Here is a 25413-nt window from a genome sequence, read left to right as displayed (position 1 = left end):
TCACCCCGCCGCCAACTCCTCGCGCATCATCTCAAGCTCCAGCCAGCGCTCCTCCGCCGCGGCCTTCTCCGTCTCAACCTTCGCGAGGTCGTCGCTCGTCTTCGCGGAGGCCTTCGGGTCCCTGGCGTAAAGCTGCGGATCGGCGAGCTTCGCGGCGAGCCGGGCGATTTCCGCCTCCAGCTCCTCGATGCGCTTCGGCAGCGTGTCGAGCGCGTGCTGGTCCTTGAATGACAGTTTCTTTCGCGCCGTCGGCGGGGCGGCGGAGGCCGCGGGCTTCGGCTTCTCGGACGCCGTCGCCGCGGCCGGCCCGCGCGCGTCCACCCCGCGGCCGCGCTGGGCGATCATGTCGGCGTAGCCGCCGGCGTATTCCTGCCAGCGGCCGCCGCCTTCGGAGGCGATGACGGCGTCGACGGTGCGGTCGAGGAAATCCCGGTCGTGGCTGACGAGGATCACCGTTCCGGGGTACTCGCCGATCATCTCCTGGAGCAGATCCAGCGTCTCCAGATCAAGGTCGTTGGTCGGCTCGTCCAGCACCAGCAGGTTGGACCGCTGCGCCAGCGCGCGGGCGAGCAGCAGCCGGCCGCGCTCGCCGCCGGAGAGGGCGGAGAGCGGCGAGCCCGCCTGCTCGGGGTCGAACAGGAAGTCCTTCATGTAGGACACGACGTGCTTGGTCTGGCCGCCGACCTCGACCGTGTCGCCGCGGCCATGGGTCAGCGCGTCGCGCAGCGTGGTCGAGGGGTCGAGGCTGGCGCGCTTCTGGTCGAGGGTCGCGATCTCGACATTGGCGCCCACCCGGATCACGCCGTCGTCGGGCGCGAGCGCTCCGGTGAGCAGATTGAGCAGAGTGGTCTTGCCGGCGCCGTTGGCTCCGACGAGCCCGATGCGGTCGCCGCGGGCGATGCGGGTCGAGAAATCCGCCACGATGGGACGGCCGTCATAGGCCTTCGAGACGCGCTTCGCCTCCACGACCAGCGCGCCGGAGGTCGCGCCCTCCGTCACGGTGAGCTGGACGGACCCTTGCGCCTTGCGCTGCGTCCGCCGCTTTTCGCGCAGATCGTCGAGCGCCCGCAGCCGGCCCATGTTGCGCTTGCGCCGGGCGGTGACGCCGTAGCGCAGCCAGTCCTTCTCGCGCTCGATCTGGCGGTCGAGCTTGTGACGCTCGAGCTCCTCCTGCGCGAGCTGTTCGTCGCGCCAGGCCTCGAAGGCGCCGAACCCCTTCTCGAGCTTGCGGGTTCGGCCGCGGTCGAGCCAGAGCGTGGCGCGGGTCAGGTTCTCGAGGAAGCGTCGGTCATGGCTGATCAACACCAGCGCGGAGCGCGACGATTTCAGCTCGGCTTCGAGCCATTCGATCGCGGGCAGGTCGAGATGATTGGTGGGCTCGTCCAGCAGCAGGATGTCCGGCTCGGGCGCGAGCGTGCGGGCGAGCGCGGCGCGCCGCGCCTCGCCTCCCGACAGGGTGGCGGGCGCTTCATCGCCGGTGAGGCCGAGCGCCATCAGCAGGTAGGACGCGCGATGCTCGTCGTCGCCGGGCGCGAGCCCCGCCTCCACATAGGCGCGGGTGGTGGCGAAGCCGGAGAGGTCGGGCTCCTGCGGCAGGTAGCGGATGGTCGCGCCGGGCTGCACGAAGCGCGCACCGTCGTCGGCCTCGACGAGGCCGGCCGCGATCTTCAGCAGCGTCGACTTGCCCGAGCCGTTTCGGCCGACGAGGCCGAGGCGTTCGCCGGCCGAGACCGAGATCTCTGCGCCGTCGAGCAGCGGGGAGCCGCCGAAGGTGAGGCGGATGTCCTTGAGGAGAAGCAGGGGAGGAGGAGCCATCCGCGCTGCTTACGCCGAGGCGCCGCGGCCCCGCAAGCGGGCGGGCCGGCGCCGCGGCCTCAGCCGGTCGCCTGACGGGGCTTCATGCCGATGGAGGGCTTGTCGGACGCCGGCGCGAAAGCGAAGGCCACGACGCCCGCGCCGTCGTCCTCGATGGCGCTCGAGAGCTGGTCGGCGTAGGCGCGGATCAGGCGCATCGACAGGCCGGTCGCCGGCAGCCATCCCGGCGCGTCGGCAGCGATCCTCAGCATCATGCGGCCGTCCTCGCACGGCGACACGCTGACGGCGGCGGTGGAGCCGGCGGCGCCGGCCGCGGTGAGCAGCTCCATCGACAGCAGCGCGACGGACACCGCCCGGTCGAGGTCGATCTCGCCGATGTCGTTCGCGACCGTGACGGACACGTCGAACGCGCGTTCGGAGCCCACATCGCGCGCCTGCAGCGCCACGTCGCGCACCAGCGTGGCGACGTCCACATGACCGATCTCGCCGCGGGCGTAGGACGCCTTGTAGGCGGCGGCCATGGCGCGGACGCGGTCTTCCGGAGCGCGCAGCACGGCGGACAGCGACTGAGGCGCCTCCTGGCGCTGGAGCGCGAGCAGGCTCGCGATCATCTGGAAGTTGTTCTTCACCCGGTGATGGAGCTCGCGCAGAAGCGTGTCGCGGTCGGCGACGGCGGCCTGCAGCGCGTTGGAGCGCTCGTCGACGCGGGCCGACATGGCGTCGAGCGCGTCTCCGAGTCGCGCCAGCTCGGCCGGGGCGCCGTCGAGCTTGGTGGCCTTCACATCGAGCCGGCCGCCCTGATAGGCCTCGGCGGTGACCCGGAGCGCGCGAATCCAGCGCAGCACGAAGCGCTCGATCCCGAACAGGACCAAACCGACGCAGAGCAGGCTCATCAAAGCTGGAAGGCCGAGCGCGAGCAGAAGCCACTGGGTCTGGCTGCGGCCCGTGAAATCGAAGGGCGTCGCGACGACGACCCGCGCGGCCGCGCTTTCGATCGGCGCCACGGCGTAGCGGTAAGCGCGGCCATCCGCGCCGCGGCCTTTCAGGATGCGTTCGTCGGAGGGGAGGCGCTTGTCCGGAAGGGCGCCGGCCGGCAGCCATCGGCCGCCAAGCGGGGCCTCGGCGTCCTCCGCGATCACCCGGCCGTCGGCGTCTAGGATCGCGACCGAGATCATCGCCCGCGAGCCGCGGTCCTGGAAGATGACCCGACGCGCCTGTTCCGACAACGGCTCGCGGGCGACGGGAAACGCGGTGGCGCGCGCCGCGACCAGCTCGGCGGCCTGCACAAGCCGGTCGCGATCGGCAAGGTCGGCAGCCCTGAAATCGCGCACGCCGATCCAGACCGCGAGCGCGATCACGGGCAAATTGGCTGCGATCAGGAGAAGCGCGATGTTCGCGCGCAGCGTCTTCAACACGACATCACCGCGACGGCGCAGGAGAGGGTGCGCCGGCCGTCAACTACCCTACGGAAGACCCCAACGCTGCGCGCAGGGTCGGCTCCAGCCCGATTTCGGACGTATCGATGTTGAGCTTCTTCGCCAGCGCGTTGCGTGCGCGGTTGACGCGGCTCTTCACCGTGCCGACGGCGCAGTTCGAGATTTCCGCCGCCTCCTCGTAAGAGAATTCGGCTGCGCCGATCAGGATCAACGCCTCGCGCTGCTCTTCGGGCAGATCGGCCAGCGCGGCCTTGAAGTCCGCGAGATCCATGTGGCCGTTCTGCTGCGGGGGCACGGACACGCTCTCGGCGAAAACGCCGTCTGTGTCCTGAACCTCCCGACGGCGGCGGCGGATGTCCGAGATGTAGACGTTGCGCAGGATCGTGAAGAGCCACGCCCGCATGTTGGTCCCCTCGGTGAAGCTCGAGAGGTTTCGCCACGCCTTGACCAAGGTCTCCTGGACGAGATCGTCAGCCCGGTCGACCTGGCCGGACAGCGACACTGCGAAAGCGCGAAGGCTTGGGATATGGGTGACAAGCTCGTCGCGCGGCGGCCGCGGAGGCGCCGCAGTCATCGAGAGCCATTCTGACGAATGTCGTCGTCGTCCGGCCGCTCCGCAGCGCCCTGCGCCTTGTCGAGCTCGGCCAGCAATTCGAGAAATCGGTCCGGCACAGGCTGATTCAAAATGTCGACATATCCCGCACGAAGCTGGCGGCCGATATGCGCCTGCACATCTTGATCCACCTCCGTCTCTGCGGTCTTTCGTTCACTCATTTCATGGTCCCTCGGCGGAGCCCGCCGGCCGCCGGATCTAGATCGGTAGGCGCCATCAGCCGAAATGGCGCATAAACGTCAATATTCCATAAGCCAAATCGCCGCGCGCTTGCGTGGTCAGCACAATACACACCTAGAGCGCTACACCGCATGCTCCAGGGCGAATGTTCATTTGAAGTCCTGCGCGTAGGGCGACGCGGGATGGAACGACGACGCCGCGCCCTTGGCGACCGTCGTGGTCCGGGACGAAACGTTCGTCACGACTCCGTTGGGGATGGCGGCGGAGGTCGCCTGGGTCGTCGCGACGACCGGGGACGCGAGCCGGTCGCCCTTGCCGGTTGACGCATGCTGCGCGCCTGCCGAGAGCGTCAGGAGCGCGATCGCGCCGATCACGGCGACGAACGCTCCAGCCGCCGTCCACGACGTGACCGCCGGACGCGCAACGAAGCGGCGATCGAGGGAATACGAACGATACGCACCATGCGAAACATAGGCCATGTCGCGCCTCCGCGTGCTCTTTTTTGCTCTAAGTTCAGTCTGCGATCGTCGCCCGCAGCATCCACACCGCCTTCTCATGGAACGCGAGCCGCGCGGCGAGGAGATCGTGGGTGACGAAGTCCTTCGCTTCTTCGGCGTGCTCCGCGCCCTCGCGGATCAGCCGGGCGAGACCTTCGTGATCCTCGACGAGCTCCTCGACCATCCCCTTGACGGTGGGACGACCTTCGAGCGAGAGCGCCTTGTCGAGACCCGCGGTCACGCGTGCGCTCGGCGCCGGCGCGCCAAGCGCACGGATGCGCTCCGCCAGCGTGTCGATCGCTGTGAACATCTCGGAATAGTGCTGCTCGGTCAGGACGTGGACGGGCTGGAACAGCGGGCCCACGACGTTCCAGTGCACCACCTGCGATCGCAGAAGCACCCGGTAGGTCTGGCCCACGATCTCGCTCAGAACGTCGGCGACGGCCTTCCGGTCGTCATCCGCGATGCCGGTCGAAACGTTCGCCGCCTTCGGTCTTACGTTGAGGACGTTGCTCGCCTTCGCCATGGTCTGCCCTGTCGTGTCGTTCTCGTCCGGCTTCGCCCGACGGCCGCCGTTCGGCGGATTTTTCAACACGACAACGCAGAATCACGGGGAAGGTTTCAGCGGACCGCCGGCTGCGATCGAAAATGCGAGGGGCCGCTGACAACCGGTCCCTCGCCTGGGCGTTCAGACCGCGGCGCGATCCGGATTGCGGGCGCGAGCGCCGAAGAACAGCGCCTGACTAACGATCGCCTTCACGGTCGAGGCCTGGAACGGCTTGGTCACGAGGAACACCGGCTCCGGCCGCGTGCCGCTCAGCAGGCGCTCGGGATAGGCGGTGATGAAGATGACCGGGACCTCGAGCTGCGGCAGCATCTCGCGCACGGCGTCAAGCCCCGAGCTGCCGTCGGCGAGCTGGATATCGGCGAGGACAAGGCCCGGCCGGGTCTTCGCGGCCATTGCGACCGCCTCGGTATGGGTGCGGGCGGTGCCGACCACCCGGTGGCCGAGGCCCTCGACCAGTTTCGCAAGATCCATCGCTATGATCGGCTCGTCCTCGATCACGAGCACGTCGGTCGCGACCTGCTCGGCGATCTCGCGGCCGGCGTCGTCGATCGCCCGCGCGATCTCGGCCTGGGACAGGTTCAGGATCTGGCTCGCCTCCGAGGGGGTGAAGCCCTCGACCGACACCAGCAGGAACACCTGTCGCGAGCGCGGGGTCAGCGCCTCGATGTTGCGCTCGGAGTGGGCGGCTTCCGCGCCGGTCTCGACGTTCAAAGCGACCGAGGACCAGATGCGCGAAAAGATGGCGTAAAGGCCGACGCGCGGCTCCAGGTCCGCCGGGAAGATCGACGGATCGGCGATCAGCGCCTTCAGCACGGCGGCGACATACGCGTCGCCGCTGTCCTGCCGTCCGGTGAGGGCGCGGGCGTAGCGGCGAAGAAAAGGCAGATGGGGAGCGATGGTGTCGGCGAGAGCCATGACGCGCGATTCCAGACGTCGTTTACTGTTCCGATCGGGCGGCACGCCCGGGGGTCGAAATATGGCGGGACGCGGAGTGAGCAAGCCCCTGCGAAGCTTGTCAACCGGTAGCCGTTTCCGGGGGGATCAGCGCCTCGACCCGGAAGGTCGGCTCGGTCTGGCGCACCAAGCTGCCGCCTGCGCTTTCAACGAGGTTGCGGGCGAGCGCGAGACCCAGTTCGACCGAACCGGTCGCGGCGGCCGCCGCCGGCGCGCCCGTCTCCCCGCGCAGGCTCACGCCGCCGTCCGGCGTCGCCGTGACCGACAGTGCGCCCCGACCCGGCCGTTCGCCGAGGCCGCAGCGGAACAGGTCGATCGCAAGCTCGGTGGCGACCTGCGCGTGAAGCGCGGCGCGGCGCGGCGACATGGCCGGCAAAGGCGACAATGTGACGACCGTCTCCCGCCTGCGGAGCGGATCGAACAGCTGGACGACCCGTTCGATGACGCGGGCGACGGCGTCGGCCTCCGGTGGCATCTCGGCCGTCAGCGCCTCGAAGCGCGCCCGCAGGTCGATCAGCGCGTTCTGGCCGTGGCCGGGAGGCAGCCTGCGCGCCTGAAGAGCGGCGAGGCTCGTCATGCTCTGGACCTGATTGCGGAACCGATGCCAAAGGCTCCCCGCCAGCGTGGGTTCGATGGTCACGACCACCATCGCGCGGCCGGAACCCGATACCGGCGCGGCCGTCAGAGTCATGGCGCCGGCTTTGGAGCCGAACGTCTCCAGGCTGAAGGCGCCGCCGGCCGCGAGCCCGGCGGCGAGCAGAACCTCCTCTTCGGAGGTCAGCCTCCCTCGCAGCGCCACCTGCAGGGGCGCGCCGGCGACGGCCGGCGACGTGTCGGCGCTCGCCGCCAGCACGACGAAATCCGGCCCCGTCGCGTCCGCCAAGAGCACCAGGCGCGCCGTCGCATCCGCGCCGGTGGCCGCGCTGTCGTCATGGGTGGATAATGCGGGATCACGGATCATGCATTGGGATTTATCGCCTATCGCGCGGCCGACCTATGTGTTTTGACGTAGTGGCGACGTTCTATGGACCCGATGATCCGTGGCCGCCGGTTCGCGGCTTCCGCGCTGTGAGTTTTCGCCGTCATGTTCATCCGCTGCGCCTCGTGCCCGCTGCGCCGTCGCCCCGCGTTTCGGCAAAAGAGCGACGAAGAGGTGCGCTTCATCGAGACGCTCAAGACCGAACATCTGCGGCTGCCCGAAGGCGCGGACATCATTCTGCCGGAGCAGGACGACGCGGAGCTTTTCACGGTCTTTTCGGGCTGGGTCTTCCGCTACAAGGAGCTCAGCGACGGCCGTCGCCAAATCCTCAACTTCGCGCTGCCGGGCGACCTGATCGGGCTGCAGGCCTCGTTGTTCGAAAAGGCGCTTCACGGCGCGGTCGCGCTCACCGATGTGGAGCTGTGCGTCATCCCGCGGCGCAAGCTTTGGCAGCTCTATGAAAAAATGCCTGAGGTCGCCTACGACGTGACCTGGCTCGGGGCGCAAACGGTCGCGCTCGTCGACGAGAACCTGCTGAGCGCTGGCCGGAGAAACGCCGCCGAGCGCATCGCGGCCCTGGTGGCCTCGCTCTACAAGCGCATGGAGACGCTCGGCGCCGTGCGCGACAACTCGATGCCGTTTCCGCTGACGCAGCAGCACATCGCGGACGCGCTCGGCCTGTCGCTCGTGCACACCAACAAAACGCTGGCGAAATTGAAGTCCAGCGGACTGTTCAGCATCGCCGACGGCCGCCTGACCCTCGACAATCCCCGTGCGGTGGGGCGGCTGGCCCAGCATTTCGAGAAAGACATCGCGCCGCGTCCGATCATCTGATCGGGACTGCGTGAATTTCGTCGCGCCCGGCTTGAAGTGTGGCGACAGACGCCGATTTTCGATCGCTCAACTCTTTGGGAGATCGTCATGACCGTTCTCGTCACCGGCGGAGCCGGCTACATCGGCAGTCATATGGTCCTCGCGCTGCAGGATGCGGGGCGCGACGTGGTCGTCGTCGACGACCTGTCGACGGGGCTCAGGACCGCCGTGCCGGCGGCCGTGCCGCTGGTGGTGGGCTGCGTCGGCGACGAGACCCTGATGGGACAGGTCATCAAGGACTACCACGTCGAGGCGATCGCCCATTTCGCAGGCTCGATCGTGGTGCCGGAGTCGGTGGCGGACCCGATCGACTACTATCTCAACAACACCGTGCGCTCGCGCGCGCTCATCGCCGCCGCCGTCGCAGGCGGCGTAAAACGCTTCCTGTTCTCGTCCACCGCCGCGGTCTATGGCGAGGCCTCGTCCGAGCCGCTGTCGGAGGACGCGCCTCTCGACCCGGTGTCCCCCTACGGCGCCTCCAAGCTCATGACCGAGCGGATGCTGGCGGACGCTGGCGTGGCCTACGGCCTGTCCTATGGCGTGCTGCGGTATTTCAACGTCGCGGGCGCCGATCCGCATGGACGGGCGGGGCAGTCCGGCGCGCGGGCGACCCACCTCATCAAAGTCGCCGCGCAGACGGCGCTCGGGCAGCGCGGTCATCTCGACTGCTTCGGCGAGGATTACCCCACGCGCGACGGCACCTGCGTGCGCGATTACATCCACGTCTCCGATCTGGCGCGGGCCCATGTCCTGGCGCTAGACCACCTCGCGGATGGGGCCGACAGCTTCGTAGCGAACTGCGGCTACGGGCGCGGCGCCTCGGTGAAGGAGGTCATAGCGGCGGTGAAACGGGCGTCCGGCGTCGATTTCCCGGTGCGGAAGGCGCCGCGCCGCGACGGCGACCCAGCTTCGCTCGTCGCCGATCCCTCGCGCATCCGCGCCACGCTCGGCTGGCGCGCCGAGCATGACGACCTCGACGCGATCGTGGCGAGCGCACTCGCATGGGAGGCGAGCCTCGCGGGCGCGCGGCGCGCCGCCGCGTGAGCGAGCCGTCGCTCGCAGGCCGAAAGGCCGTCGCGATCGACATTCCGGCGCGGATGGACCGGCTGCCGTGGTCGCGGTTCCATATGCTCGTCGTCGTGGCGCTCGGCGTCACCTGGGCGCTCGACGGTCTCGAGGTCACGATCGTCGGCGCGCTCGCCCCGCGCCTCCAGAGCCCGGACGCTCTCGGGCTGACCGACGCCGACGTCGGCATGCTGGCCTCGTTCTACCTCGTCGGCGCGGTGGCCGGCGCGCTCGGCTTCGGCTGGTTGACCGACAGGCTCGGCCGCAAGCTGATGTTCTTCACGACGCTCGGCGTCTACATCGTCGGGGTCGCGCTCTCGGCCTTCGCTTGGGACGTCTGGAGCCTCGCGGTCTTCCGCCTGATCACCGGCGTCGGCATCGGCGGCGAGTACGCGGCGATCAATTCGGCGATCGACGAACTGATGCCGGCGCGCCTGCGCGGACGGATCGCGCTCATCGTCAACGGCACCTTCTGGGCAGGCGCTGCGCTCGGCGCCATGGGCAGCGTCGCGCTGCTGGACGAAGCCCTGTTCGACGCGGATCTCGGCTGGCGGCTCGGCTTCGGCATCGGCGCGGCGTTGGGCCTGCTGATCCTGTTCGCCCGCCGCCATGTCCCGGAGAGCCCTCGCTGGCTCGCCGCCCACGACCGCATCCCCGAGGCCGATGCGGTCACCGCCGAGATTGAGCGCGAGGTCGAGGCCGAGCGGAACGCGCCGCTGCCGACGGCGACGGGATCGATTCTGATCCGGCCGCAGCGCGTGTTCGGGTTGGGCGTCGTGTTCCGCGCGATGCTGGCCGACTACCGCGGCCGTTCGGCGCTGGTGCTCGCGCTCATGACCGCGCAGGCGTTCCTCTACAACGCGATCTTCTTCACCTACGGGCTGGTGCTGACGAAATTCTACGGCGTCGCCGCCGGCCATGTCGGTCTCTACCTCATCCCGTTCGCGCTCGGGAACGTGGTCGGGCCGATCGTGCTTGGGCCGCTGTTCGACACCGTCGGCCGGCGAAAGATGATCTTTCTCACCTACGCGATTTCCGGGACGCTGCTGCTTGCGACCGGCTGGCTGTTCGCGGCCGAGGCGCTGACCTCCGTGACGCAGACTCTCGCCTGGTCGGCGATCTTCTTCTTCGCCTCCGCCGCCGCCAGCTCCGCTTACCTCACCGCGAGCGAGGTCTTTCCGCTCGAGGTGCGCGCGCTCGCGATCGCGGCGTTCTACGCGATCGGAACCGCGCTCGGCGGCGTCGTCGCGCCCTACGTGTTCGGCGTCCTGATCGGCGGCGCCGACCGCTGGCCGATCTTCGGCGGCTACGCCTTCGCCGCCGCGATGATGATCGGAGCGGGGCTCGCGGCGCTTCGCTACGGCGTCGACGCGGAAGGGCGCTCGCTCGAGGACGTCGCCGCTCCGATCTCGAGGGTCGGTTAGCGGCCGTTGGTCGCTGCGCCTTGCGCGATCAGGCCGGCCGAAGCAACCTTCGCCACAGTGCGGCGTTAGCCGTTTGCGCGCGGGCCGGCTGATTCGGCGCGACGTACACCCATGTCCGAAGCGCGTCGGTCGCCGACGGCGAGGAGACCCCATGGCTGAACAGGCGGCAGGCGTTCCGCAGTCCGAACGGGCCGCATCGTCCAGCGCAGGGGCCGCGCCGGCCAAGCACCCCAGCGGCGCCGCGCCTGTCTCGGCCCGAGACTGGCGGCTCGATTTCTGGCGCGGTCTCGCGATCGTGTTCATCTTCTGGAATCACACCGTCGACAACGTCATGAGCTGGCTCACGACGAAGAACTTCGGCGTGTCGGATTCGGCCGAGCTGTTCGTGTTCCTGTCCGGCTTCGCCATGGCGAGCATGTTCACCGGCAAGTTCCTCGATCGCCCCATCATGGCGATTCCTTACGGCGTCCAGCGCGCCTTCTCGCTCTACCTGCACCACATCACCGCCTTCGTGGTGATCGCGACGCTCGCCGTGCTCTACCGGGAATATGCGGGCTCCAGCGTGATGGAGCGCGACCTGTTCGTGCGCCCGTTCCTGGTGGCGACCGAGACCGTGCTGCCGAAGCTCGCGACCCTCGGCTATCTGCCTCCGTTGCTCGACATCCTACCGCTCTACATCATCCTGACCCTGATGATCGGCGTGCTTTTCGCCGCGTTCCGCGACCGCTGGGCGTTCTATGTCGGCTTCGCGGTGGTTGTCTGGAGCTGGGCGCAGATCTCGGGCGCGACGCTGTCGTCCTATCCCGACACGCGGCTCTGGACGTTCAATCCCTTCGCCTGGCAGGCGGTGTTCCTCTCAGGTTTCGCGGCTTTCCTCGCCCGCGGCGAGGCGTGGTTTCGAGATCTGATGGCGGCGCCGGCGACCATCGCGCTGTCGATCACCATCGTGATCGTGGCCTTCATTGCGGCGGCCCCCTGGGCGACCCTCGGGCTCTACGAGTGGCGACCGCTGCGCATCATCACCGACATCGCGGACAAGGCGAACGCCTCGCCGGTGCGGCTCGCGCACTTCCTCGCCATGGCGCATCTGGCGTCGCTGTTCGTGCGGCGCGAAAGCCGGCTAGGCTCCACCTTCCTCGGCCGCTCGATGGTGCTGATCGGCCGCCAAAGCCTGCCGCTGTTCGTGCTGTCGACGGTGTTCGCCGCCGCGAGCCACGGCGTGTTCGACTGGTTCGGCCACGGCGCGGCCGTGCAGATCGCGTTCTCGCTCGGCGGCGCGGCGATTCTGATCGCGCTCGCTTTCGCCACCGAGGAGCTGCGCACGACCAAGCGCGTGTCTCCGCCGCGGCCTTCGGCGCCGCGTCCGGAACCTGCGGCGGCCAAGCCCCAGACTCCGACGGCCACCGCGCCGAGCGCGGTGCCGGAGGCCCGGTAGCCGCCACGGAGGACAGCGGGAGGCCGAGTTTCGGCGTTCCGCTTTCATGGTTCTTTACGGTTGGCGGTGGTATCGCGTTCGGGTCGCGCCATTGGGCGTGTCTCGGGAAACGCCCATGCTCCGCGCACTCGGCAGCGCTCTGCTGACGCTCATCGTCCTCTGCGCGGCCCCGTCGGCGCGCGCGCAGACTCAGCCCGACACGTTGCTCGTCAACCGCAACAGCGGCATGTGCGTCGAGATCCCGCGCGGGAACGCCGAACCGGGGATCTGGGCGGTCCAGTACCCCTGCAAGGACCTGCGCGAGCAGCGCTGGACGCTGACGCGCGCAAAGAGCGACTACGTCATCCGCAACGCCGCGAGCGGCCGCTGCCTAGAGATCATCGACGCCTCGACGCAGGACGGCCATTCGGTCAACCAGGCGGTGTGCGACGGTTCGCGGAAGCAGGTGTTCCGGGCCGAGCCGATCGAGAGCTGGGTGCGCCTCGTCACGGTCGGCGGTCTATGCGTCGACCTGCGCGACGCCTCGATCGACGACGGCGGGCTGCTGATCCAACGCCCCTGCGGCGGCGCCAGCAGCCAAAAATGGACCCTTTACGGCCGCGCGCAGCCCTCGGCCTGGTCGTCCAAGATCTCGCTGCCGCTCGTGCCGGTCGCGGCTGCGACGCTGCGCAACGGTAAGATCCTGGTCTGGTCGGCCTATGATCGCTTCGCCTATGGCGGCGACCAGGGCAAGACCTACAGCGCGCTCTACGACCCCGCGACCAACCGCTCGACCGAGCGGCTGGTGTCGTCGACGGGGCACGACATGTTCTGTCCCGGCACGGCGACGCTGCCGGACGGCCGCATCCTCGTGAACGGCGGCTCGTCCAGCGCCAAGACGTCCATCTACGATCCGGCGACCGACGTCTGGACCACGGGCGCGCCGATGAACGTGCCGCGTGGCTATCAGGGCGACACCGTTCTGGGCACCGGCGAAGTGCTGACGATCGGCGGCTCGTGGAGCGGCGGCGAGGGCGGCAAGCTCGGGGAGATCTGGTCGCCCGCGCGCGGCTGGCGCACCCTGCCAGGCGTGCCGGCCGAGGCGCTGGCGGCGAAGAACGACCCCGGCGGCATCTATCGCTCCGACAACCACATGTGGCTGTTCGGGTCGAGCTTCGGCTACGCGTTCCACGCCGGTCCGGGCGTCGACATGAACTGGATCCGCACCACCGGCGGCGGCGCGATCAAGTCCGCGGGGCCGCGCGGCGACGACGTCTACTCCATGAACGGCAACGTGGTGATGTACGACGCCGGCAAGCTGCTGAAGCTCGGCGGCGCGCCGGCCTACGAGCTCGTCCGCGCCGTGGACGGCGTCTACAGCATCGATTTCGCGGAAGGGCCCTTCGCCCGGGTGAAGGTCGCCAAGCAGCGGCCGATGGCGTTCGCCCGCGCCTTCGTCAACTCGGTCGTGCTGCCGACCGGCGACGTGGTCGTGATCGGCGGGCAGAACTACGCTCAGCTCTTCAGCGACTACCGCGGCGTCTACATCCCCGAGATCTGGCGCATGCGGACCGGGACCTTCGAGCGCCTCGCGGCGATGACGATCCCGCGCAACTACCACAGCGTGGCGACGCTGATGCTCGACGGCCGTGTTTGGGTCGGCGGCGGCGGCCTGTGCGGCGATTGCCCGACCAACCATCCCGACGCCCAGATCCTGACGCCGCCCTACCTACTGAACGCCGACGGCTCCCCCGCCGTCCGGCCGGCGATCACCACGACGCCCGCGACGGCCGGGTACGGCGCGAGAGTATCGGTGACGACGGACCGCGAGGTGGCGTCCTTCGCCATGATCCGTCTCAATGCGGTGACGCACTCGGTCAACAACGACCAGCGCCGCATCTCGATTCCGATCGAGGCGACGCGGGGAACGACCTATACGCTCCGGCTGCCGAGCGACCGCGGGGTGCTGCTGCCGGGCGACTGGATGCTGTTCGCGATGACGAAGGCCGGCGTGCCGAGCATCGCCAAGATCGTCCGCGTCCAGTGAGACGCTGGGCCGCCGCGGTCCTGCTGGCGATGGCCGCGTTCGCGGTCGCGGCCGAGGCCGCTCCACAGTCGCCGCCGCCACCGCCCGCCGCTCTGGTGATGACGCCGGGGCCGTTCACGCTGACGGCGGTCGACGGCAGGACGGTCGACGGGCTCGATCTCGACGGAGCGGCCTATGGCGTGTTCTTCGGCTTCACACACTGCCCGGACATATGTCCGAGCACGCTCGCCGACGTGACGCTGGCGCTGCGCGGCCTCGGCGAGAAGGCGGCCGGCTTCCGCGTCTATTTCGTCGCCCTCGACGCCGAGCGGGACACGCCGCAGGCGGTCGGGGTCTTCCTGTCGAGCTTCGATCCGCGCATCGTGGGGCTGACCGGAACGCCGCGGCAGCTCGCGGAAGCGGCCGCCGCCTTCGGCGCCGTCGCTCGCAAACGGACGTTCGCGGACGGCGGCTACACGATCGAGCACACCGCGGCGCTGTTTCTGGTCGACGCGAACGGCGTGGTGGCCGACCGCGCGCCGTTCTCCGATCCGCCGGAGCGCCTCGCCAAGCGGATCGCCGCCGTCGCGGCCCGCTGATCGGTCGCGAGGCTCGCCGCCCCTTGCATGCCATGCCGCAATTGCGAGAATGCCGCCTTCGCGGTCGCAGCACGCGGCCGACGGCAAGAAGGAGCCTGCGCGCATGAACGCCGCCCAGACCGTCGTCCCGCCCCGCAAGATCGAGAAGCTGCTGGTCGCCAACCGCTCGGAGATCGCCATCCGCGTGTTCCGGGCCGCGGCGGAGCTCGGCATCCGCACGGTCGCGATCTACGCGGAGGAGGACAAGCTCTCGCTCCACCGCTTCAAGTCCGACGAGGCCTACCAGGTCGGCCGGGGCATGGGGCCGCTTGAGGCTTATCTCTCGATCCCTGAGGTGATCCGGGTCGCGACCGACGCGGGCGTCGACGCGATCCATCCCGGCTACGGCTTCCTGTCGGAAAGCCCGGAGTTCGCCGAAGCCTGCGCCGAAGCCGGCATCCTGTTCATCGGGCCGTCGCCCGAGACCATGCGCAAGCTCGGCAACAAGGTCGCGGCGCGCAACCTCGCCGAAAGCGTCGGGGTGCCGGTGATGCCGGCCACCCCGCCGCTGCCCGACGATCCGGACGCCATCCGCAAGGCGGCCGAGGAGATCGGCCTGCCGGTGATGCTCAAGGCCTCCTGGGGCGGCGGCGGTCGCGGCATGCGCGTCATCCGCGACATGGGCAAGCTGATCGGGGAGGTGACCAACGCCAAGCGCGAGGCCAAGGCCGCCTTCGGCAAGGATGAGGTCTATCTGGAGAAGCTCGTCGAGCGCGCCCGGCATGTGGAGGTGCAGGTTCTCGGCGACCGCTACGGCAACACCGTGCACCTGTTCGAGCGCGACTGTTCGGTGCAGCGCCGCAACCAGAAGGTGGTGGAGCGCGCCCCTGCGCCGTACCTCGACGATGAGGGCCGCGCCGCCCTGTGCGAAAGCGGGCTGAAGATCGCCCGCGCGACGGACTATCTCGGCGCCGGCACGGTCGAGTTCCTGGTGGACGCCGACAGCGGCCAATTTTACTTCATCGAGGTCAATCCGCGCATCCAGGTGGAGCACACGGTGACCGAGGTGGTCACCGGCGTCGACATCGTGAAAGCGCAGATCCGGGTGATCGAGGGCGCGGCGATCGGGGCGCCGGAGTCGGGCGTGCCGGCGCAGGGCGACATCCGCCTCAACGGCAACGCCCTGCAGTGCCGCATCACGACCGAAAATCCGGAAGACAACTTCATTCCGGACTACGGCCGCATCACCGCCTATCGCGGGGCCATGGGTTTCGGCATCCGGGTGGACGGCGGCACCGCCTATTCGGGCGCGGTCATCACCCGGTTCTACGATCCCATGCTGGAGAAGGTGACGGCCTGGGCGCCGACGGCGGAGGAGGCGTGCCTGCGCATGCAGCGCGCCATCAGCGAGTACCGCATCCGCGGCGTCGCGACCAACCTCGCCTTTCTCGAGAACGTGGTGCGTCACCCGACCTTCCTGGCGGGCGAGACCATCACCCGCTTCATCGACGAGACGCCGGAGCTGTTCGCGTTCGAGAAGCGGCAGGACCGCGCCACGCGGCTGCTCACCTACATCGCCGACGTCACCGTCAACGGCCACCCGGAGGCAAAGGGCCGCGCGAAGCCGAAGGACGGCATCCCCATGCCCTCCGCGCCCCGGTTCGGCGAGCCGGCAGACGGCTCACGGCAGCTTCTGGAGAGCCTGGGGCCCAAGGCGTTCGGCGAATGGATGCGCGCCCAGTCCCGGGTGCTGGTCACCGACACCACGATGCGCGACGCGCACCAGTCGCTGTTGGCGACCCGGGTTCGGAGCTTCGACATCGCGGCCTCCGCGCCGTCCTACGCGTCGGGCCTCCCGCAGCTTCTCAGCCTCGAGTGCTGGGGAGGCGCGACCTTCGACGTCGCCATGCGCTTCCTGACCGAGGACCCGTGGGAGCGCCTCGCCAAGATCCGCGAGAGCGCGCCGAACCTGCTGCTGCAGTGCCTCGTGCGCGGCTCGAACGGCGTCGGCTACGCCAACTATCCGGACAACGCGGTGGCGTTCTTCATCGCGCAGGCGGCGAAGGGCGGGGTGGACCTGTTCCGGGTGTTCGACTGCCTGAACTGGATCGACAACATGCGCGTCAGCATGGAGGCGATCATCGACGCCGGAAAAATCTGCGAGGCGGCGATCTGCTACACCGGCGACGTGCTCGACCCGTCGCGGGCCAAATACGACCTGAAATACTATGTCGATCTGGCGAAGCAGCTCGAGAAGGCCGGCGCCCATGTGCTGTGCCTGAAGGACATGGCGGGCCTGCTGAAGCCCGCCGCCGCGCGGCTGCTGGTGAAGACGCTCCGGGAGGAGACCGGCCTCCCGCTGCACCTCCACACCCACGACACCTCGGGCATCGCCGGCGCGACCGTGCTCGCCGCCATCGACGCCGGCGTGGACGCCGTGGACGCCGCCATGGACGCCTTCTCCGGCATGACGTCCCAGCCTTGCCTCGGCTCCATCGTGGCGGCGCTCAAAGGCTCCGAGCGGGACACCGGCCTCGACCTCGACGCCATCCGGGCGATCTCGCTCTACTGGGAGCAGGCGCGCGCCCAGTACGCCGCGTTCGAGAACGACCTGCTGGCGCCGGCCTCGGAAGTCTATCTGCACGAGATGCCGGGCGGCCAGTTCACCAACCTCAAGGAGCAGGCCCGCTCCATGGGGCTGGAGACCCGCTGGAACGACGTCGCGCGCACCTATCGCGACGTGAACGACATGTTCGGCGACATCGTGAAGGTGACGCCGACCTCCAAGGTGGTGGGCGACATGGCGCTTTCCATGGTCTCGGCCGGGCTCACCCGAGCGGACGTCGAGGACCCGGCGGTGGACGTGTCCTTCCCCGAAAGCGTGGTCCAGCTCATGAAGGGCGAGCTCAGCCAGCCGCCGGGCGGCTTCCCCAAGGGCATCCAGTCCAAGGTGCTGAAGGGCGAGCAGCCGATCGAGGGCCGTGCCGGCGCGCTGATGCCGCCGGTGGATTTCGACGCCGCGCGGGCCGAACTCGCCAAGAAGATCGAGCGCGAGCCGAGCGACTTCGATCTCGCCTCCTACCTCATGTATCCGAAGGTCTTCGCGGACTTCGCCCAGGCCGAGAAGAAGTACGGCCCGGTCTCGGCGCTGCCGACCCCGATCTACTTTTACGGCCTCGGCGCCGGCGGCGAAATTCCGGTCGAGATCGAGCGCGGAAAGACGCTGGTGATCCGCAACTTGGGCGTCGGCGAGACCGACGAGGAAGGCCAGGTGAAGGTCTTCTTCGAGCTGAACGGCCAGCCGCGCATCATCAAGGTGCCGAACCGCTCCGCCGCCGCGCGGGAGGCGCGCCGCAAGGCGGACGCCGGCGACCCCGGACATGTGGCTGCGCCCATGCCGGGCGTCATCTCCACCGTGTCGGTGAAGCTCGGCCAGAAGATCGAGGCCGGCGACGTGGTGCTCTCGATCGAGGCCATGAAGATGGAGACCTCGATCCACGCCGAGCGCGGAGGCGTGGTGAAGGAGGTGCTGGTGTCGCCGGGATCGCCGGTAGACGCCAAGGATCTGCTCGTCGTCGTGGAGGAATGAGGCGAAGCCCTCCCGCCGCGGCGCGGGAGCCGCTATCGTGCCGCGCATGGCCGACGACGTTCCGAGCGCACCCGCATCCGCGCGCCCCGCTTCAAGCAGGCCGCTGCGCGAGGCGTTGCGGCGCGCGCGGATCGAGGCGGCCGAGCGCAGCGACGTGGTGATCGACTTGCGGCAGGCCGAAATCGCCCGGCTCGAGATCCTGCGCGACGCGCTGGCGCCGGTGTTCGCCGACGTGCCCCCGGAGGTCGACCTGTTCGACGTCGGCCTCGTGCCCGGCGACCGGCCGCGACTGTTCGTCGACATGGTGTCGTTCGTCGAGATGGGGCGTGACCGGAAGGTCTACCGCTTCCTGCGCGACGGCCGCCACGGTCGCTCGGTCGCAGCCGAAAGCGAGCGGGTCGAGCCGATCGTCGCCGCCGTCACCGACTATGTGGCGCGCCGGCTCGTGGAGCGCGAGCGCCTGCTGGCGCAGGACGACCGCGAGCATCGCTCGTCGCCGGACCCCGCGCCGGTCGCGGCGACGCCCGTCGCCGATCCTGCGCCGCAGCCTCACGCGCCTCCAGCCGACGTCGCGCCGGCGTTCGTCGCGGAGCGTCCGGCGCGCAGCCGCTGGGTGCGCGCGCTTGCGGTGCTCGGCGCCTTCGTCATCGGGGGAACGGTCGGCGCGATCGTGGTGGTCGCGCTCATGGTCGCCGCCGCCAAGGGCATGCTGCCGGGGATCGGCTGAGCCGAGGTCTGAACGCTCCAGCCTCACGCCACGCGGAAGCGGTCGGTCTCTCCGATGGTCCCGTCGGGCTTCAGGCCGCGGGTCACCGCCTCGCAGGTCCAAGCGCCGGGTTCGCCGTCCACGGCATAGAGATTGTAGGCCGCGAGAGGTTCGTGGCTGACGAGGCCCGTGGAGCAGGACGGCACCGCGATCACCGGGATCGGACCTTCGGGCCCCTGGACGGCGTGGCGGGCGGGCTCGTGATTGTGGCCGTGCAGCACGAGCTCCGCGCCTTCGGCGGCGAGCAGCGCGCGCAGTTCGGGCGCGTCGCGCAGGCGGCGCAGCCAGGGCGTGCCGTCCTCGGCGACGGGATGGTGCACCATCACCACTCGGAAAAGGCCTTCTTCCTTGAGCGCGCGCAGCAGCGGCGCGAGCCGGTCGCGCTGGCCGGGGCCGAGCTCGCCCGTCGCGGCCAGCGGCCATGTCGCGACCGCCGACGACAGGCCGACGAGCGCGATCCGCCCGTGCCGGCGCACATAGGGGAAGCCGGCCGCGCCGTCGTCGCCGGACATGTGCGCGCCCCAGACCCGCGCCGGCGCGCTCGCCACGCGCCGCACATAGGCGTCGTGATTGCCGGGGATCGCCGCGACCTTATCCGCCGGCCCGAGCCGCCCAAGGAAAGCCGCGGCCGGCAGGAACTCGGCCTCGAGCCCGAGATTGGTGAGGTCGCCGGTGACGGCCACCGCGTCCGGCAGCTCGTCCAGCACGTCGGCGACGAGCTTCTCCAGCACGACCATGTCGTGCCAGCGCCTGCGGCGGCGGAACCAGTTGATGGCGCCGAGCCCCCGCTTCGACATCAGCTCGAAGGCGGTGAAACGGGGCAGGGGGCCGAGGTGAGGGTCGGAAAGATGGGCGAGCACGGTCACGGACGGCGTTATAGCCGCTTCGGCGCCGTCTGCGCACCGGGCCGTGGCTCAAAAAAGCAAAACGCCGGCGCGCGGGAAGCGCGGCCGGCGTCAGGCGGCAAAACCGAGAAAGCGAAACCTGAAGCTCAGTTGCCCGAAAAGGTCATCAGCGCGGCGATCGCGCGGCCGTTGGGGGCGCGCAGGCTCGGACGCCAGGAATACTCCGCCTGCGGGTTGCGCGAGCGGAACGAAAACAGCCAGAACATAACATCACCAGAGGGAGAGCCACGCCCATCGACATAGGGCGCTTCAGCGATCTCCTGACGCGCATATGGGCAGGACGCCCGCATTTTGACCAGTCGGACAAATGAATGACGGGTATGCGTCCGTGGTCGATCTCGTTGCGACCTATGCTGTGAGCGGGCATCGAGGGCGACGATGACCCGAAAACGACGGCTCGTCCTCTGGCTTCTTGCCCGCTGGGGCCGGGCGACCCGCGGCATGACGCTGGGCGTTCGGATCGCCGTCATCGACGGCGATGGCCGCGTCCTGCTGGTGCGCCACGGCTACGCCCCCGGCTGGCACCTGCCGGGCGGCGCGGTCGATCCCGGCGAGACGGCGGCGGAAGCCGCGCTGCGCGAGTTGCGCGAGGAGACCGGCGTCATCGGCGACGAAGCGGATCTTCGCCTGCTCGGCCTGCTTTACAATCCGGCCTTCGGCGGTCGCGACCATGTGGCGACCTTCCGCCTGACGGCGTTCCGCGCCGGACCGGAGCCCGCGCCGAACCGGGAGATCGCCGAGCGCGGCTGGTTTCCGCTCGACGCCCTGCCGGCAGACGTCACGGCCGCCACGCGGCGGCGGCTCGATGAGATCGCCGCCTCCGCGCCACCGGCGACGAGGTGGTGATGCGGCGTCGAGGCCGCAGCCTCAGCCGAGCGCCTCGCGTCCGTGCGGGGCGTCGAGGTCGAGCGCCGGTCCGAGCGGGATCACGCGGGTCGGGTTTATGGTGGTGTGCGACCAGTAATAGTGCGTCTTGATGTGGTCGAGCCGCACCGTCTCCCGCACGCCGGGCCATTGGTGGAGATCGCGCAGGTAGCCCGAGAGCGAGGGATAGTCGGCGATCCGGCGGCGGTTGCACTTGAAGTGGCCGACATAGACCGCGTCGAAGCGGACGAGCGTGGTGAACAGCCGCCAGTCCGCCTCGGTCGCCTGGCCGCCGGTCAGGAAGCGCTGGTCCGAGAGCCGGTCGTCGAGAGCGTCGAGTTCGTCGAACAGCGCCTCGAACGCCTCCTCATAGGCGGCCTGCGTGGTCGCGAAGCCGGCGCGGTAGACGCCGTTGTTGACGCGTTCGTAGATCCGCGCGTTGAGCGCGTCGATGTCGGCGCGCAGCCGGGGAGGGTAGAAGTCGCCCGTGTCGCCGGTCAGGTCGTCGAAGGCCGAGTTGAACATGCGGATGATGTCGGCGCTTTCGTTCGAGACGATGGTCCCGCGCGCCTTGTCCCACAGCACCGGCACGGTCACGCGGGTCGTCGCCTTCGGCGCGGCCTTGACGTAGATTTCGTAGAGCCGGCGGGCGCCATTGACCTCGTCGGGGGTCGCGCCGGGAAAATCGCCGAAAGTCCAGCCCTCGTCGCCCATGCGGGGATCGACGACGGAGACGGAGATCAGGTCTTCGAGCCGCTTCAGCTTCCGGAAAATCAGCGTGCGGTGCGCCCAAGGGCAGGCGTAGGAAACATAGAGATGGTAGCGGCCGGCCTCGGCTGCGAAGCCGCCTTCGCCGCTCGGCCCGGGCTCGCCGTCCGGGGTCACCCAGTTGCGGAACTGCGAGGCCTGGCGCTCGAAGCGTCCCCCGGTCTTCGAGGTGTCGTACCACTGGTCCCGCCAGACGCCGTCGACGAGCAATCCCATTCGTTCTTCTCCTCCGCTGCGCGTCCGAAGCATAGCGCGGCGCGTCCGTGCGCGCGCGCCGCGCTTTGCGTGCGCAAGCGCGACGTGCTACGCGCTCCGCCGTCATGATCCGCGCTCTCCGCTCCTCATCGCGACGACGTCGTCCGCTCCGCGCCTCTGGCGCGACGCCCGCGCGCGGCTGACGGAACGCCTCCGCTCGGCCGGCCCCGACGATCCTTTTCGCCCGAGCGCGTCCATGACCTCCCTTCCTCTCGCCATTCTCCACGAGCAGCCGGGCGACGATCCCGCCGTCGACTACCTGCACGAACGGGCCTTCGGTCCCGGCCGGTTCGCGCGCTCCGCCTACCGGCTGCGGGAGGGCGTGCCGCCGGCGGGCGACCTGTCCTATGTGGCGCGGGTCGGCACCTTCCTCGTGGGCTCGAACCGGCTGACCCCGATCCGCATCGGGTCGTCGCCCGCTCTGCTGCTCGGGCCGCTGGTGGTCGATCCCGCGTTCCGGAGCAAGGGCATCGGGCATGCGCTGCTCAACGCCTCACTCGAGGCGGCGGAGAAGGCCGGACACCGATTGGTGATGCTGGTCGGAGACGAGCCCTATTACGCCCGTGTCGGGTTCGAGCGCATCCCCGCGGGCCGGGTGACGCTGCCGGGCCCGGTCGATCCGCGGCGGGTGCTGTGGCGTCCGTTGGTCGAGGGCGCGACCGAAGGCGTCGCCGGCGAGGCGCGCCGGGCGGTCTGAGCCATCCTGCGCCTCAGCAGGCCACCGCCTCGACCACCTCCACCACGACGCCGACGCAGACCAGCAGCAGCCCGACCGGGATCAGGAACAGGCCGACGACGTATTTCAGCGTCGCGACGCCGTAGTCCACCAGCATCCAGCCGAAGGCTTTGGTGCGCGCGCCCTGCCGGCAGCTCTTGTCTTCCTTCGGTTTGTCGCTCTCCGCCGCCGAGATCGCCTGGACGACCGGCGCGCGCGCGGCGGCGGCGTGAGGCGCCGCGACGATGAGGCAGAGCAGGGCCGCGACGCGCGCGGCGGAGGCGAACAGGCGGATCACGGAAAGATCTCCGGGGACGATGTCAGGACGCGCCGATGCCGGCGTGGCGCAGCGCGTCCGTGAACCCGTTTATGGTGATCTGTACGCCGATGCACAGGAGCAGGAACGCCGCGAGCCGTGCGACGATTTGCACCCGCGCCGTGCCGAGCAGGTTCACGATCGTGTCCGCCCAGCGATAGGCGATCCAGATCGCGAGCGCGAGCGCCACGGCGGCCGCGGTCGAGGCGAGCGTGAAGGCGAGGAAGGCGGACGGCTCCGAAGGCCGGTTGGCCCCGAGCGCGATCGCGACCGAGATCGTGCCCGGACCCGTGGTCAGCGGCATGGTGAGCGGAAAGAACGCCACGTCCGGCGGGGCGGTGCGCGCCTCGTCGGCATGGGACTGCTTGCGGTCCTCGTGCACCTCCGGGGCCGACAGCAACTGCCAGGCGTTGACCGCGACCACGAGGCCGCCGGCGACCCGCAGGGCGTCGACCGTGACGCCGAAGAAGTTCAGCACATAGACGCCGATCCACAGCGCGCCGAGCATCACCATGGCGGCGTAAATCCCGATGCGGCGGGCGAGATCGGCGCGCTGCGCATGCGTGCGGGCGGCGGTGACCTGGCTGAAGATCAGCGCGCCGCCCATCGGGTTCACGATCGAGAACAGCGCCGAGAACACCAGCAGGAACTGCTGCAGCAGGTCGATCCACCAGCTCATGGGCGCCGACTACCGCGAAGCGAAGCAGGGGCCGCCGCGGGCGGGCGACGAGATCACCGGCCCTCCCGCGCCCAGGCCGCGGCGAAGGCGCCGAGCAGCAGCAGCAGGCCAAGCACGCCCGCGAACACCGGCAGGATGCCGATGCCGCGCACGACCGAGGCGTCGGCCTGCCGGACGCCGATCCAGTCCGAGCCGAAGGCGCGCGCGCCGGCCGCCACCTGCACGACGCGCGGGACCGAGACGTCGTCGCCGGCGTCCGCCACCACGCGGCGGACCGAGCCGCCGGTGGCGTTGGCGATCGCGGTCATGCGGGCCGCCGTGCTCGTCACCTCGGTGAACTCGCGCGGGTTGGGCGGGCCGACATTGACGAGCGTCGAGAAGGTGCCGTCGACCGCGCGGTGCAGTCCGAGCTCCGGCGTCTCCAGTTCGCCGCGCCACAGGCCGGGCTCGGCCTCCGTCAGCTCGATCCGGCGGGTCGCGCCGCTCGGCAGCGTCACCTCGACCGGCGCGGCCTCGTCCTTCAGCGTCTGGCGCTCGAACACGATGGTCCTGCCGGTCGCCTTGGCGCGCAGGGCCTCCTCCTCGAGGTCCGGCTCCTGCATCAGCCAGTGCGACAGGCGCCGCAGCAGGTCCACATGCGGCCCGCCGCCATCGAAGCCGCGCGCCCACAGCCAGGCGTGGTCCGACAGCAGCAGCGCGACGCGGCCCTTCTCCTCGCGGGCGAGCACGAGCAGGGGCCGTTCGTCAGGGCCGTTCAGCACGGACTCGCCCTCGTGCATGCGGCTGTCGACCATCCGGAACCACGGCGCCCAGCTCGGCGGCGTCGTCTCCGATCCCGGCAGGCCGCGGGTGACCGGGTGCTTGCGGCCGACGGGCGACAGCTCGGCCTTGAAGGCCCGCTCCAGAACGCCGCCCATGGGTTCGGCCGGCAGCACCTGCGCAAGCGGCGTTTCGAACAGCGAGCCCGGCTCGGCGTAGTCCGGCCCGGAGGCGACCAGCACGGCGCCGCCGTTCCGCACGTAGCGGGCGATGTTCTCGAAATAGATGATTGGCAGGATGCCCTGGCGCGCGTAGCGGTCGAAGATGATGAGGTCGAACTCGTCGATCTTCTGGGCGAACAGCTCGCGCGTCGGGAAGGCGATCAGCGACAGCTCGTTGATCGGCGTGCCGTCCTGCTTGTCCGGCGGGCGCAGAATGGTGAAGTGCACGAGATCGACCGAGGCGTCGGCCTTGAGCAGGTTGCGCCAGGTGCGTTCGCCCGCGTGGGGCTCGCCCGAGACCAGCAGCACGCGCAGCTTCTCGCGCACGCCGTCGATCGGCAGCACCGCGCGGTTGTTGACCGCGGTGATCTCGCCGGGCGCGGTCTCGGCCTCGATCTCGATGAAGTTGACGCCAGCGTGGCTGATCGGCGCGTCGAAGGTCGTCTCCTCGCCGGGAAAGGCCTCGAAACGCTCGATCTCCTCGCCGTCGCGCCGCACCACCACCGGCACCGGACGGCCGCCCTGGAACCCGGTCTCATGCACGCGGAAGCCGACCCGCTGGGTCTGGCCGACGATGCCGAAGCGTGGCGAAAGCGTCAGCGCGACGCGGCGGTCGCGCTCGTCCGGCCGGCCGGTGACGAGGGTGTGGACGGGCGCGGCGAAGCCGAGGTCGCGGGCGTCGGCGGGCGCGTCGTGCACCACGCCGTCGGTGACGAACAGCGCGCCGGCCACGCGCTCCGGCGGCACGTCGGCGAGCGCGTTGCGCAGCGCCGCGAACAGCTCGGTGCCGTCGGCGGACGTCCCGTCCTGACCGGCCTCGATCCAGCGCACCTCCGTGTTGGGCAGGCCCTGAAGGCGGGCCTCGACCTGCCGGCGCACCTCGTCGGTCTGGGCGCCGCGGCCGTCGAGCGTCTGGCTGCCGGAGCGGTCGACCACCACGGGCAGGATGTTGGTCAGCGTCTCCCGGTCCTCGCGCGTGAAGGACGGGTTGGCGAGCGCGAGCAGCAGGCAGGCGATCGCGCCCGCCCGGAGCCACGCGCCGCGCGTGCGCCCCAGCACGCACAGCGCCGCCACGACGGCGCCGGCGACGCCGAGCGCGATCAGCGGGATCAGCGGGATCAGCGGCGCGAAGGCGACATCGAGGTTCATCGCGC

The 25413-nt window shown here is 69.9% G+C and carries 23 protein-coding genes; 10 read left to right on the top strand and 13 right to left on the bottom strand.

The annotated features are described in order from the left end of the window. The 8 genes from PKE78_RS01405 to PKE78_RS01370 form a co-directional block, all read right to left on the bottom strand. Nucleotides 1–1815 (bottom strand): ABC-F family ATP-binding cassette domain-containing protein, encoded by a 1815-nt coding sequence (locus PKE78_RS01405; protein ID WP_271199056.1) that lies wholly within the window; start codon nt 1813–1815, stop codon nt 1–3. Between the two features lie 59 nt (nt 1816–1874). Beyond that, entirely contained in the window at nt 1875–3230 is a 1356-nt protein-coding gene (locus tag PKE78_RS01400) for a sensor histidine kinase (protein WP_271199055.1), read from the bottom strand. A gap of 43 nt (nt 3231–3273) precedes the next feature. Next, entirely contained in the window at nt 3274–3825 is a 552-nt protein-coding gene (locus PKE78_RS01395; protein WP_271199054.1) for a sigma-70 family RNA polymerase sigma factor, read from the bottom strand. Continuing rightward, nucleotides 3822–4025, bottom strand: a complete 204-nt coding sequence (locus tag PKE78_RS01390) for a NepR family anti-sigma factor (protein ID WP_271199053.1) — start codon at nt 4023–4025, stop codon at nt 3822–3824. Before PKE78_RS01390 ends, PKE78_RS01395 begins: the two co-directional genes overlap by 4 nt. Nucleotides 4026–4193: 168 nt before the next feature. Further along, the gene (locus PKE78_RS01385; protein WP_271199052.1) at nt 4194–4418 is read right to left on the bottom strand and encodes a hypothetical protein; all 225 of its coding nucleotides are present in this window, start codon (nt 4416–4418) and stop codon (nt 4194–4196) included. A gap of 139 nt (nt 4419–4557) precedes the next feature. Beyond that, on the bottom strand, nt 4558–5136 hold the full coding sequence (locus tag PKE78_RS01380) for a Dps family protein (protein ID WP_271199051.1): 579 nt from the start codon (nt 5134–5136) through the stop codon (nt 4558–4560). 93 nt (nt 5137–5229) lie between these two features. Beyond that, on the bottom strand, nt 5230–6024 hold the full coding sequence (locus tag PKE78_RS01375) for a response regulator (protein ID WP_271199050.1): 795 nt from the start codon (nt 6022–6024) through the stop codon (nt 5230–5232). 100 nt (nt 6025–6124) lie between these two features. Beyond that, nucleotides 6125–7024, bottom strand: coding sequence for a hypothetical protein (locus PKE78_RS01370; protein WP_271199049.1), 900 nt, complete (start codon nt 7022–7024; stop codon nt 6125–6127). A gap of 192 nt (nt 7025–7216) precedes the next feature. Between PKE78_RS01370 and PKE78_RS01365 the strand changes: the two genes are divergently transcribed. The 8 genes from PKE78_RS01365 to PKE78_RS01330 all read left to right on the top strand — a co-directional run bounded on the left by PKE78_RS01365 (nt 7217) and on the right by PKE78_RS01330 (nt 18738). Next, complete coding sequence (locus tag PKE78_RS01365; protein WP_271199048.1) at nt 7217–7876, top strand: Crp/Fnr family transcriptional regulator; 660 nt, start codon at nt 7217–7219, stop codon at nt 7874–7876. Between the two features lie 87 nt (nt 7877–7963). Next, nucleotides 7964–8959 carry a UDP-glucose 4-epimerase GalE gene (gene galE / locus PKE78_RS01360; protein ID WP_271199047.1) on the top strand — a complete coding sequence of 332 codons (996 nt, stop codon included), beginning with the start codon at nt 7964–7966 and terminating at the stop codon, nt 8957–8959. A gap of 53 nt (nt 8960–9012) precedes the next feature. After that, nucleotides 9013–10404 carry an MFS transporter gene (locus PKE78_RS01355; protein WP_271200042.1) on the top strand — a complete coding sequence of 464 codons (1392 nt, stop codon included), beginning with the start codon at nt 9013–9015 and terminating at the stop codon, nt 10402–10404. A 151-nt stretch (nt 10405–10555) separates the two neighbouring features. Continuing rightward, complete coding sequence (locus PKE78_RS01350) at nt 10556–11839, top strand: OpgC family protein (protein WP_271199046.1); 1284 nt, start codon at nt 10556–10558, stop codon at nt 11837–11839. Between the two features lie 115 nt (nt 11840–11954). Then, nucleotides 11955–13865: an RICIN domain-containing protein gene (locus tag PKE78_RS01345; RefSeq protein ID WP_271199045.1), complete on the top strand. Its 1911-nt coding sequence runs from the start codon at nt 11955–11957 to the stop codon at nt 13863–13865. Next, nucleotides 13862–14443 carry an SCO family protein gene (locus PKE78_RS01340; RefSeq protein ID WP_271199044.1) on the top strand — a complete coding sequence of 194 codons (582 nt, stop codon included), beginning with the start codon at nt 13862–13864 and terminating at the stop codon, nt 14441–14443. Before PKE78_RS01345 ends, PKE78_RS01340 begins: the two co-directional genes overlap by 4 nt. A gap of 103 nt (nt 14444–14546) precedes the next feature. Beyond that, the gene (gene pyc / locus PKE78_RS01335; RefSeq protein WP_271199043.1) at nt 14547–18011 is read left to right on the top strand and encodes a pyruvate carboxylase; all 3465 of its coding nucleotides are present in this window, start codon (nt 14547–14549) and stop codon (nt 18009–18011) included. Between the two features lie 46 nt (nt 18012–18057). Further along, the gene (locus PKE78_RS01330; RefSeq protein WP_271199042.1) at nt 18058–18738 is read left to right on the top strand and encodes a hypothetical protein; all 681 of its coding nucleotides are present in this window, start codon (nt 18058–18060) and stop codon (nt 18736–18738) included. Nucleotides 18739–18761: 23 nt separating this feature from the next. On the opposite strand, the gene PKE78_RS01325 is transcribed toward PKE78_RS01330, so the two are convergent. Continuing rightward, nucleotides 18762–19643, bottom strand: coding sequence for a metallophosphoesterase family protein (locus PKE78_RS01325; protein WP_271199041.1), 882 nt, complete (start codon nt 19641–19643; stop codon nt 18762–18764). A gap of 417 nt (nt 19644–20060) precedes the next feature. Here PKE78_RS01325 and PKE78_RS01320 point away from each other — a divergent pair, with 417 nt between their 5' ends. Continuing rightward, entirely contained in the window at nt 20061–20528 is a 468-nt protein-coding gene (locus PKE78_RS01320) for an NUDIX domain-containing protein (RefSeq protein WP_271199040.1), read from the top strand. 21 nt (nt 20529–20549) lie between these two features. Here PKE78_RS01320 and PKE78_RS01315 read toward each other — a convergent pair whose 3' ends face one another. Next, nucleotides 20550–21530, bottom strand: a complete 981-nt coding sequence (locus tag PKE78_RS01315; protein WP_271199039.1) for a glutathione S-transferase family protein — start codon at nt 21528–21530, stop codon at nt 20550–20552. Nucleotides 21531–21765: 235 nt separating this feature from the next. Here PKE78_RS01315 and PKE78_RS01310 point away from each other — a divergent pair, with 235 nt between their 5' ends. Next, entirely contained in the window at nt 21766–22266 is a 501-nt protein-coding gene (locus tag PKE78_RS01310; protein WP_271199038.1) for a GNAT family N-acetyltransferase, read from the top strand. Nucleotides 22267–22279: 13 nt separating this feature from the next. On the opposite strand, the gene PKE78_RS01305 is transcribed toward PKE78_RS01310, so the two are convergent. The 3 genes from PKE78_RS01305 to PKE78_RS01295 are packed head-to-tail and all read right to left on the bottom strand — an operon-like array spanning nt 22280 to nt 25408. Continuing rightward, nucleotides 22280–22582 (bottom strand): hypothetical protein, encoded by a 303-nt coding sequence (locus tag PKE78_RS01305; RefSeq protein ID WP_271199037.1) that lies wholly within the window; start codon nt 22580–22582, stop codon nt 22280–22282. A gap of 22 nt (nt 22583–22604) precedes the next feature. Beyond that, nucleotides 22605–23279 (bottom strand): MarC family protein, encoded by a 675-nt coding sequence (locus PKE78_RS01300; protein WP_271199036.1) that lies wholly within the window; start codon nt 23277–23279, stop codon nt 22605–22607. 53 nt (nt 23280–23332) lie between these two features. After that, complete coding sequence (locus tag PKE78_RS01295; RefSeq protein ID WP_271199035.1) at nt 23333–25408, bottom strand: hypothetical protein; 2076 nt, start codon at nt 25406–25408, stop codon at nt 23333–23335. Nucleotides 25409–25413 lie beyond the last annotated feature (5 nt).

The sequence above is a fragment of the Methylopila turkensis genome, from assembly GCF_027922325.1.
In the GTDB taxonomy this organism is placed as follows: Bacteria; Pseudomonadota; Alphaproteobacteria; order Rhizobiales; family Methylopilaceae; genus Methylopila; species Methylopila turkensis.
Note: the sequence above shows the minus strand (reverse complement) of the source record. Positions and strands in the feature narration are given on the sequence as shown.

Excerpts from the sequence above, each read along its gene's own strand:
- PKE78_RS01315 (WP_271199039.1), bottom strand. The coding sequence starts at position 21,530 with ATGGGATTGCTCGTCGACGGCGTCTGGCGGGACCAGTGGTACGACACC.
- PKE78_RS01320 (WP_271199040.1), top strand. The coding sequence starts at position 20,061 with ATGACCCGAAAACGACGGCTCGTCCTCTGGCTTCTTGCCCGCTGGGGC.
- PKE78_RS01350 (WP_271199046.1), top strand. The coding sequence starts at position 10,556 with ATGGCTGAACAGGCGGCAGGCGTTCCGCAGTCCGAACGGGCCGCATCG.
- PKE78_RS01330 (WP_271199042.1), top strand. The coding sequence starts at position 18,058 with ATGGCCGACGACGTTCCGAGCGCACCCGCATCCGCGCGCCCCGCTTCA.
- PKE78_RS01390 (WP_271199053.1), bottom strand. The coding sequence starts at position 4,025 with ATGAGTGAACGAAAGACCGCAGAGACGGAGGTGGATCAAGATGTGCAG.
- PKE78_RS01355 (WP_271200042.1), top strand. The coding sequence starts at position 9,013 with ATGGACCGGCTGCCGTGGTCGCGGTTCCATATGCTCGTCGTCGTGGCG.
- PKE78_RS01300 (WP_271199036.1), bottom strand. The coding sequence starts at position 23,279 with ATGAGCTGGTGGATCGACCTGCTGCAGCAGTTCCTGCTGGTGTTCTCG.
- PKE78_RS01310 (WP_271199038.1), top strand. The coding sequence starts at position 21,766 with ATGACCTCCCTTCCTCTCGCCATTCTCCACGAGCAGCCGGGCGACGAT.
- PKE78_RS01345 (WP_271199045.1), top strand. The coding sequence starts at position 11,955 with ATGCTCCGCGCACTCGGCAGCGCTCTGCTGACGCTCATCGTCCTCTGC.
- PKE78_RS01370 (WP_271199049.1), bottom strand. The coding sequence starts at position 7,024 with ATGATCCGTGATCCCGCATTATCCACCCATGACGACAGCGCGGCCACC.
- pyc (WP_271199043.1), top strand. The coding sequence starts at position 14,547 with ATGAACGCCGCCCAGACCGTCGTCCCGCCCCGCAAGATCGAGAAGCTG.
- PKE78_RS01405 (WP_271199056.1), bottom strand. The coding sequence starts at position 1,815 with ATGGCTCCTCCTCCCCTGCTTCTCCTCAAGGACATCCGCCTCACCTTC.
- galE (WP_271199047.1), top strand. The coding sequence starts at position 7,964 with ATGACCGTTCTCGTCACCGGCGGAGCCGGCTACATCGGCAGTCATATG.
- PKE78_RS01295 (WP_271199035.1), bottom strand. The coding sequence starts at position 25,408 with ATGAACCTCGATGTCGCCTTCGCGCCGCTGATCCCGCTGATCCCGCTG.
- PKE78_RS01395 (WP_271199054.1), bottom strand. The coding sequence starts at position 3,825 with ATGACTGCGGCGCCTCCGCGGCCGCCGCGCGACGAGCTTGTCACCCAT.
- PKE78_RS01375 (WP_271199050.1), bottom strand. The coding sequence starts at position 6,024 with ATGGCTCTCGCCGACACCATCGCTCCCCATCTGCCTTTTCTTCGCCGC.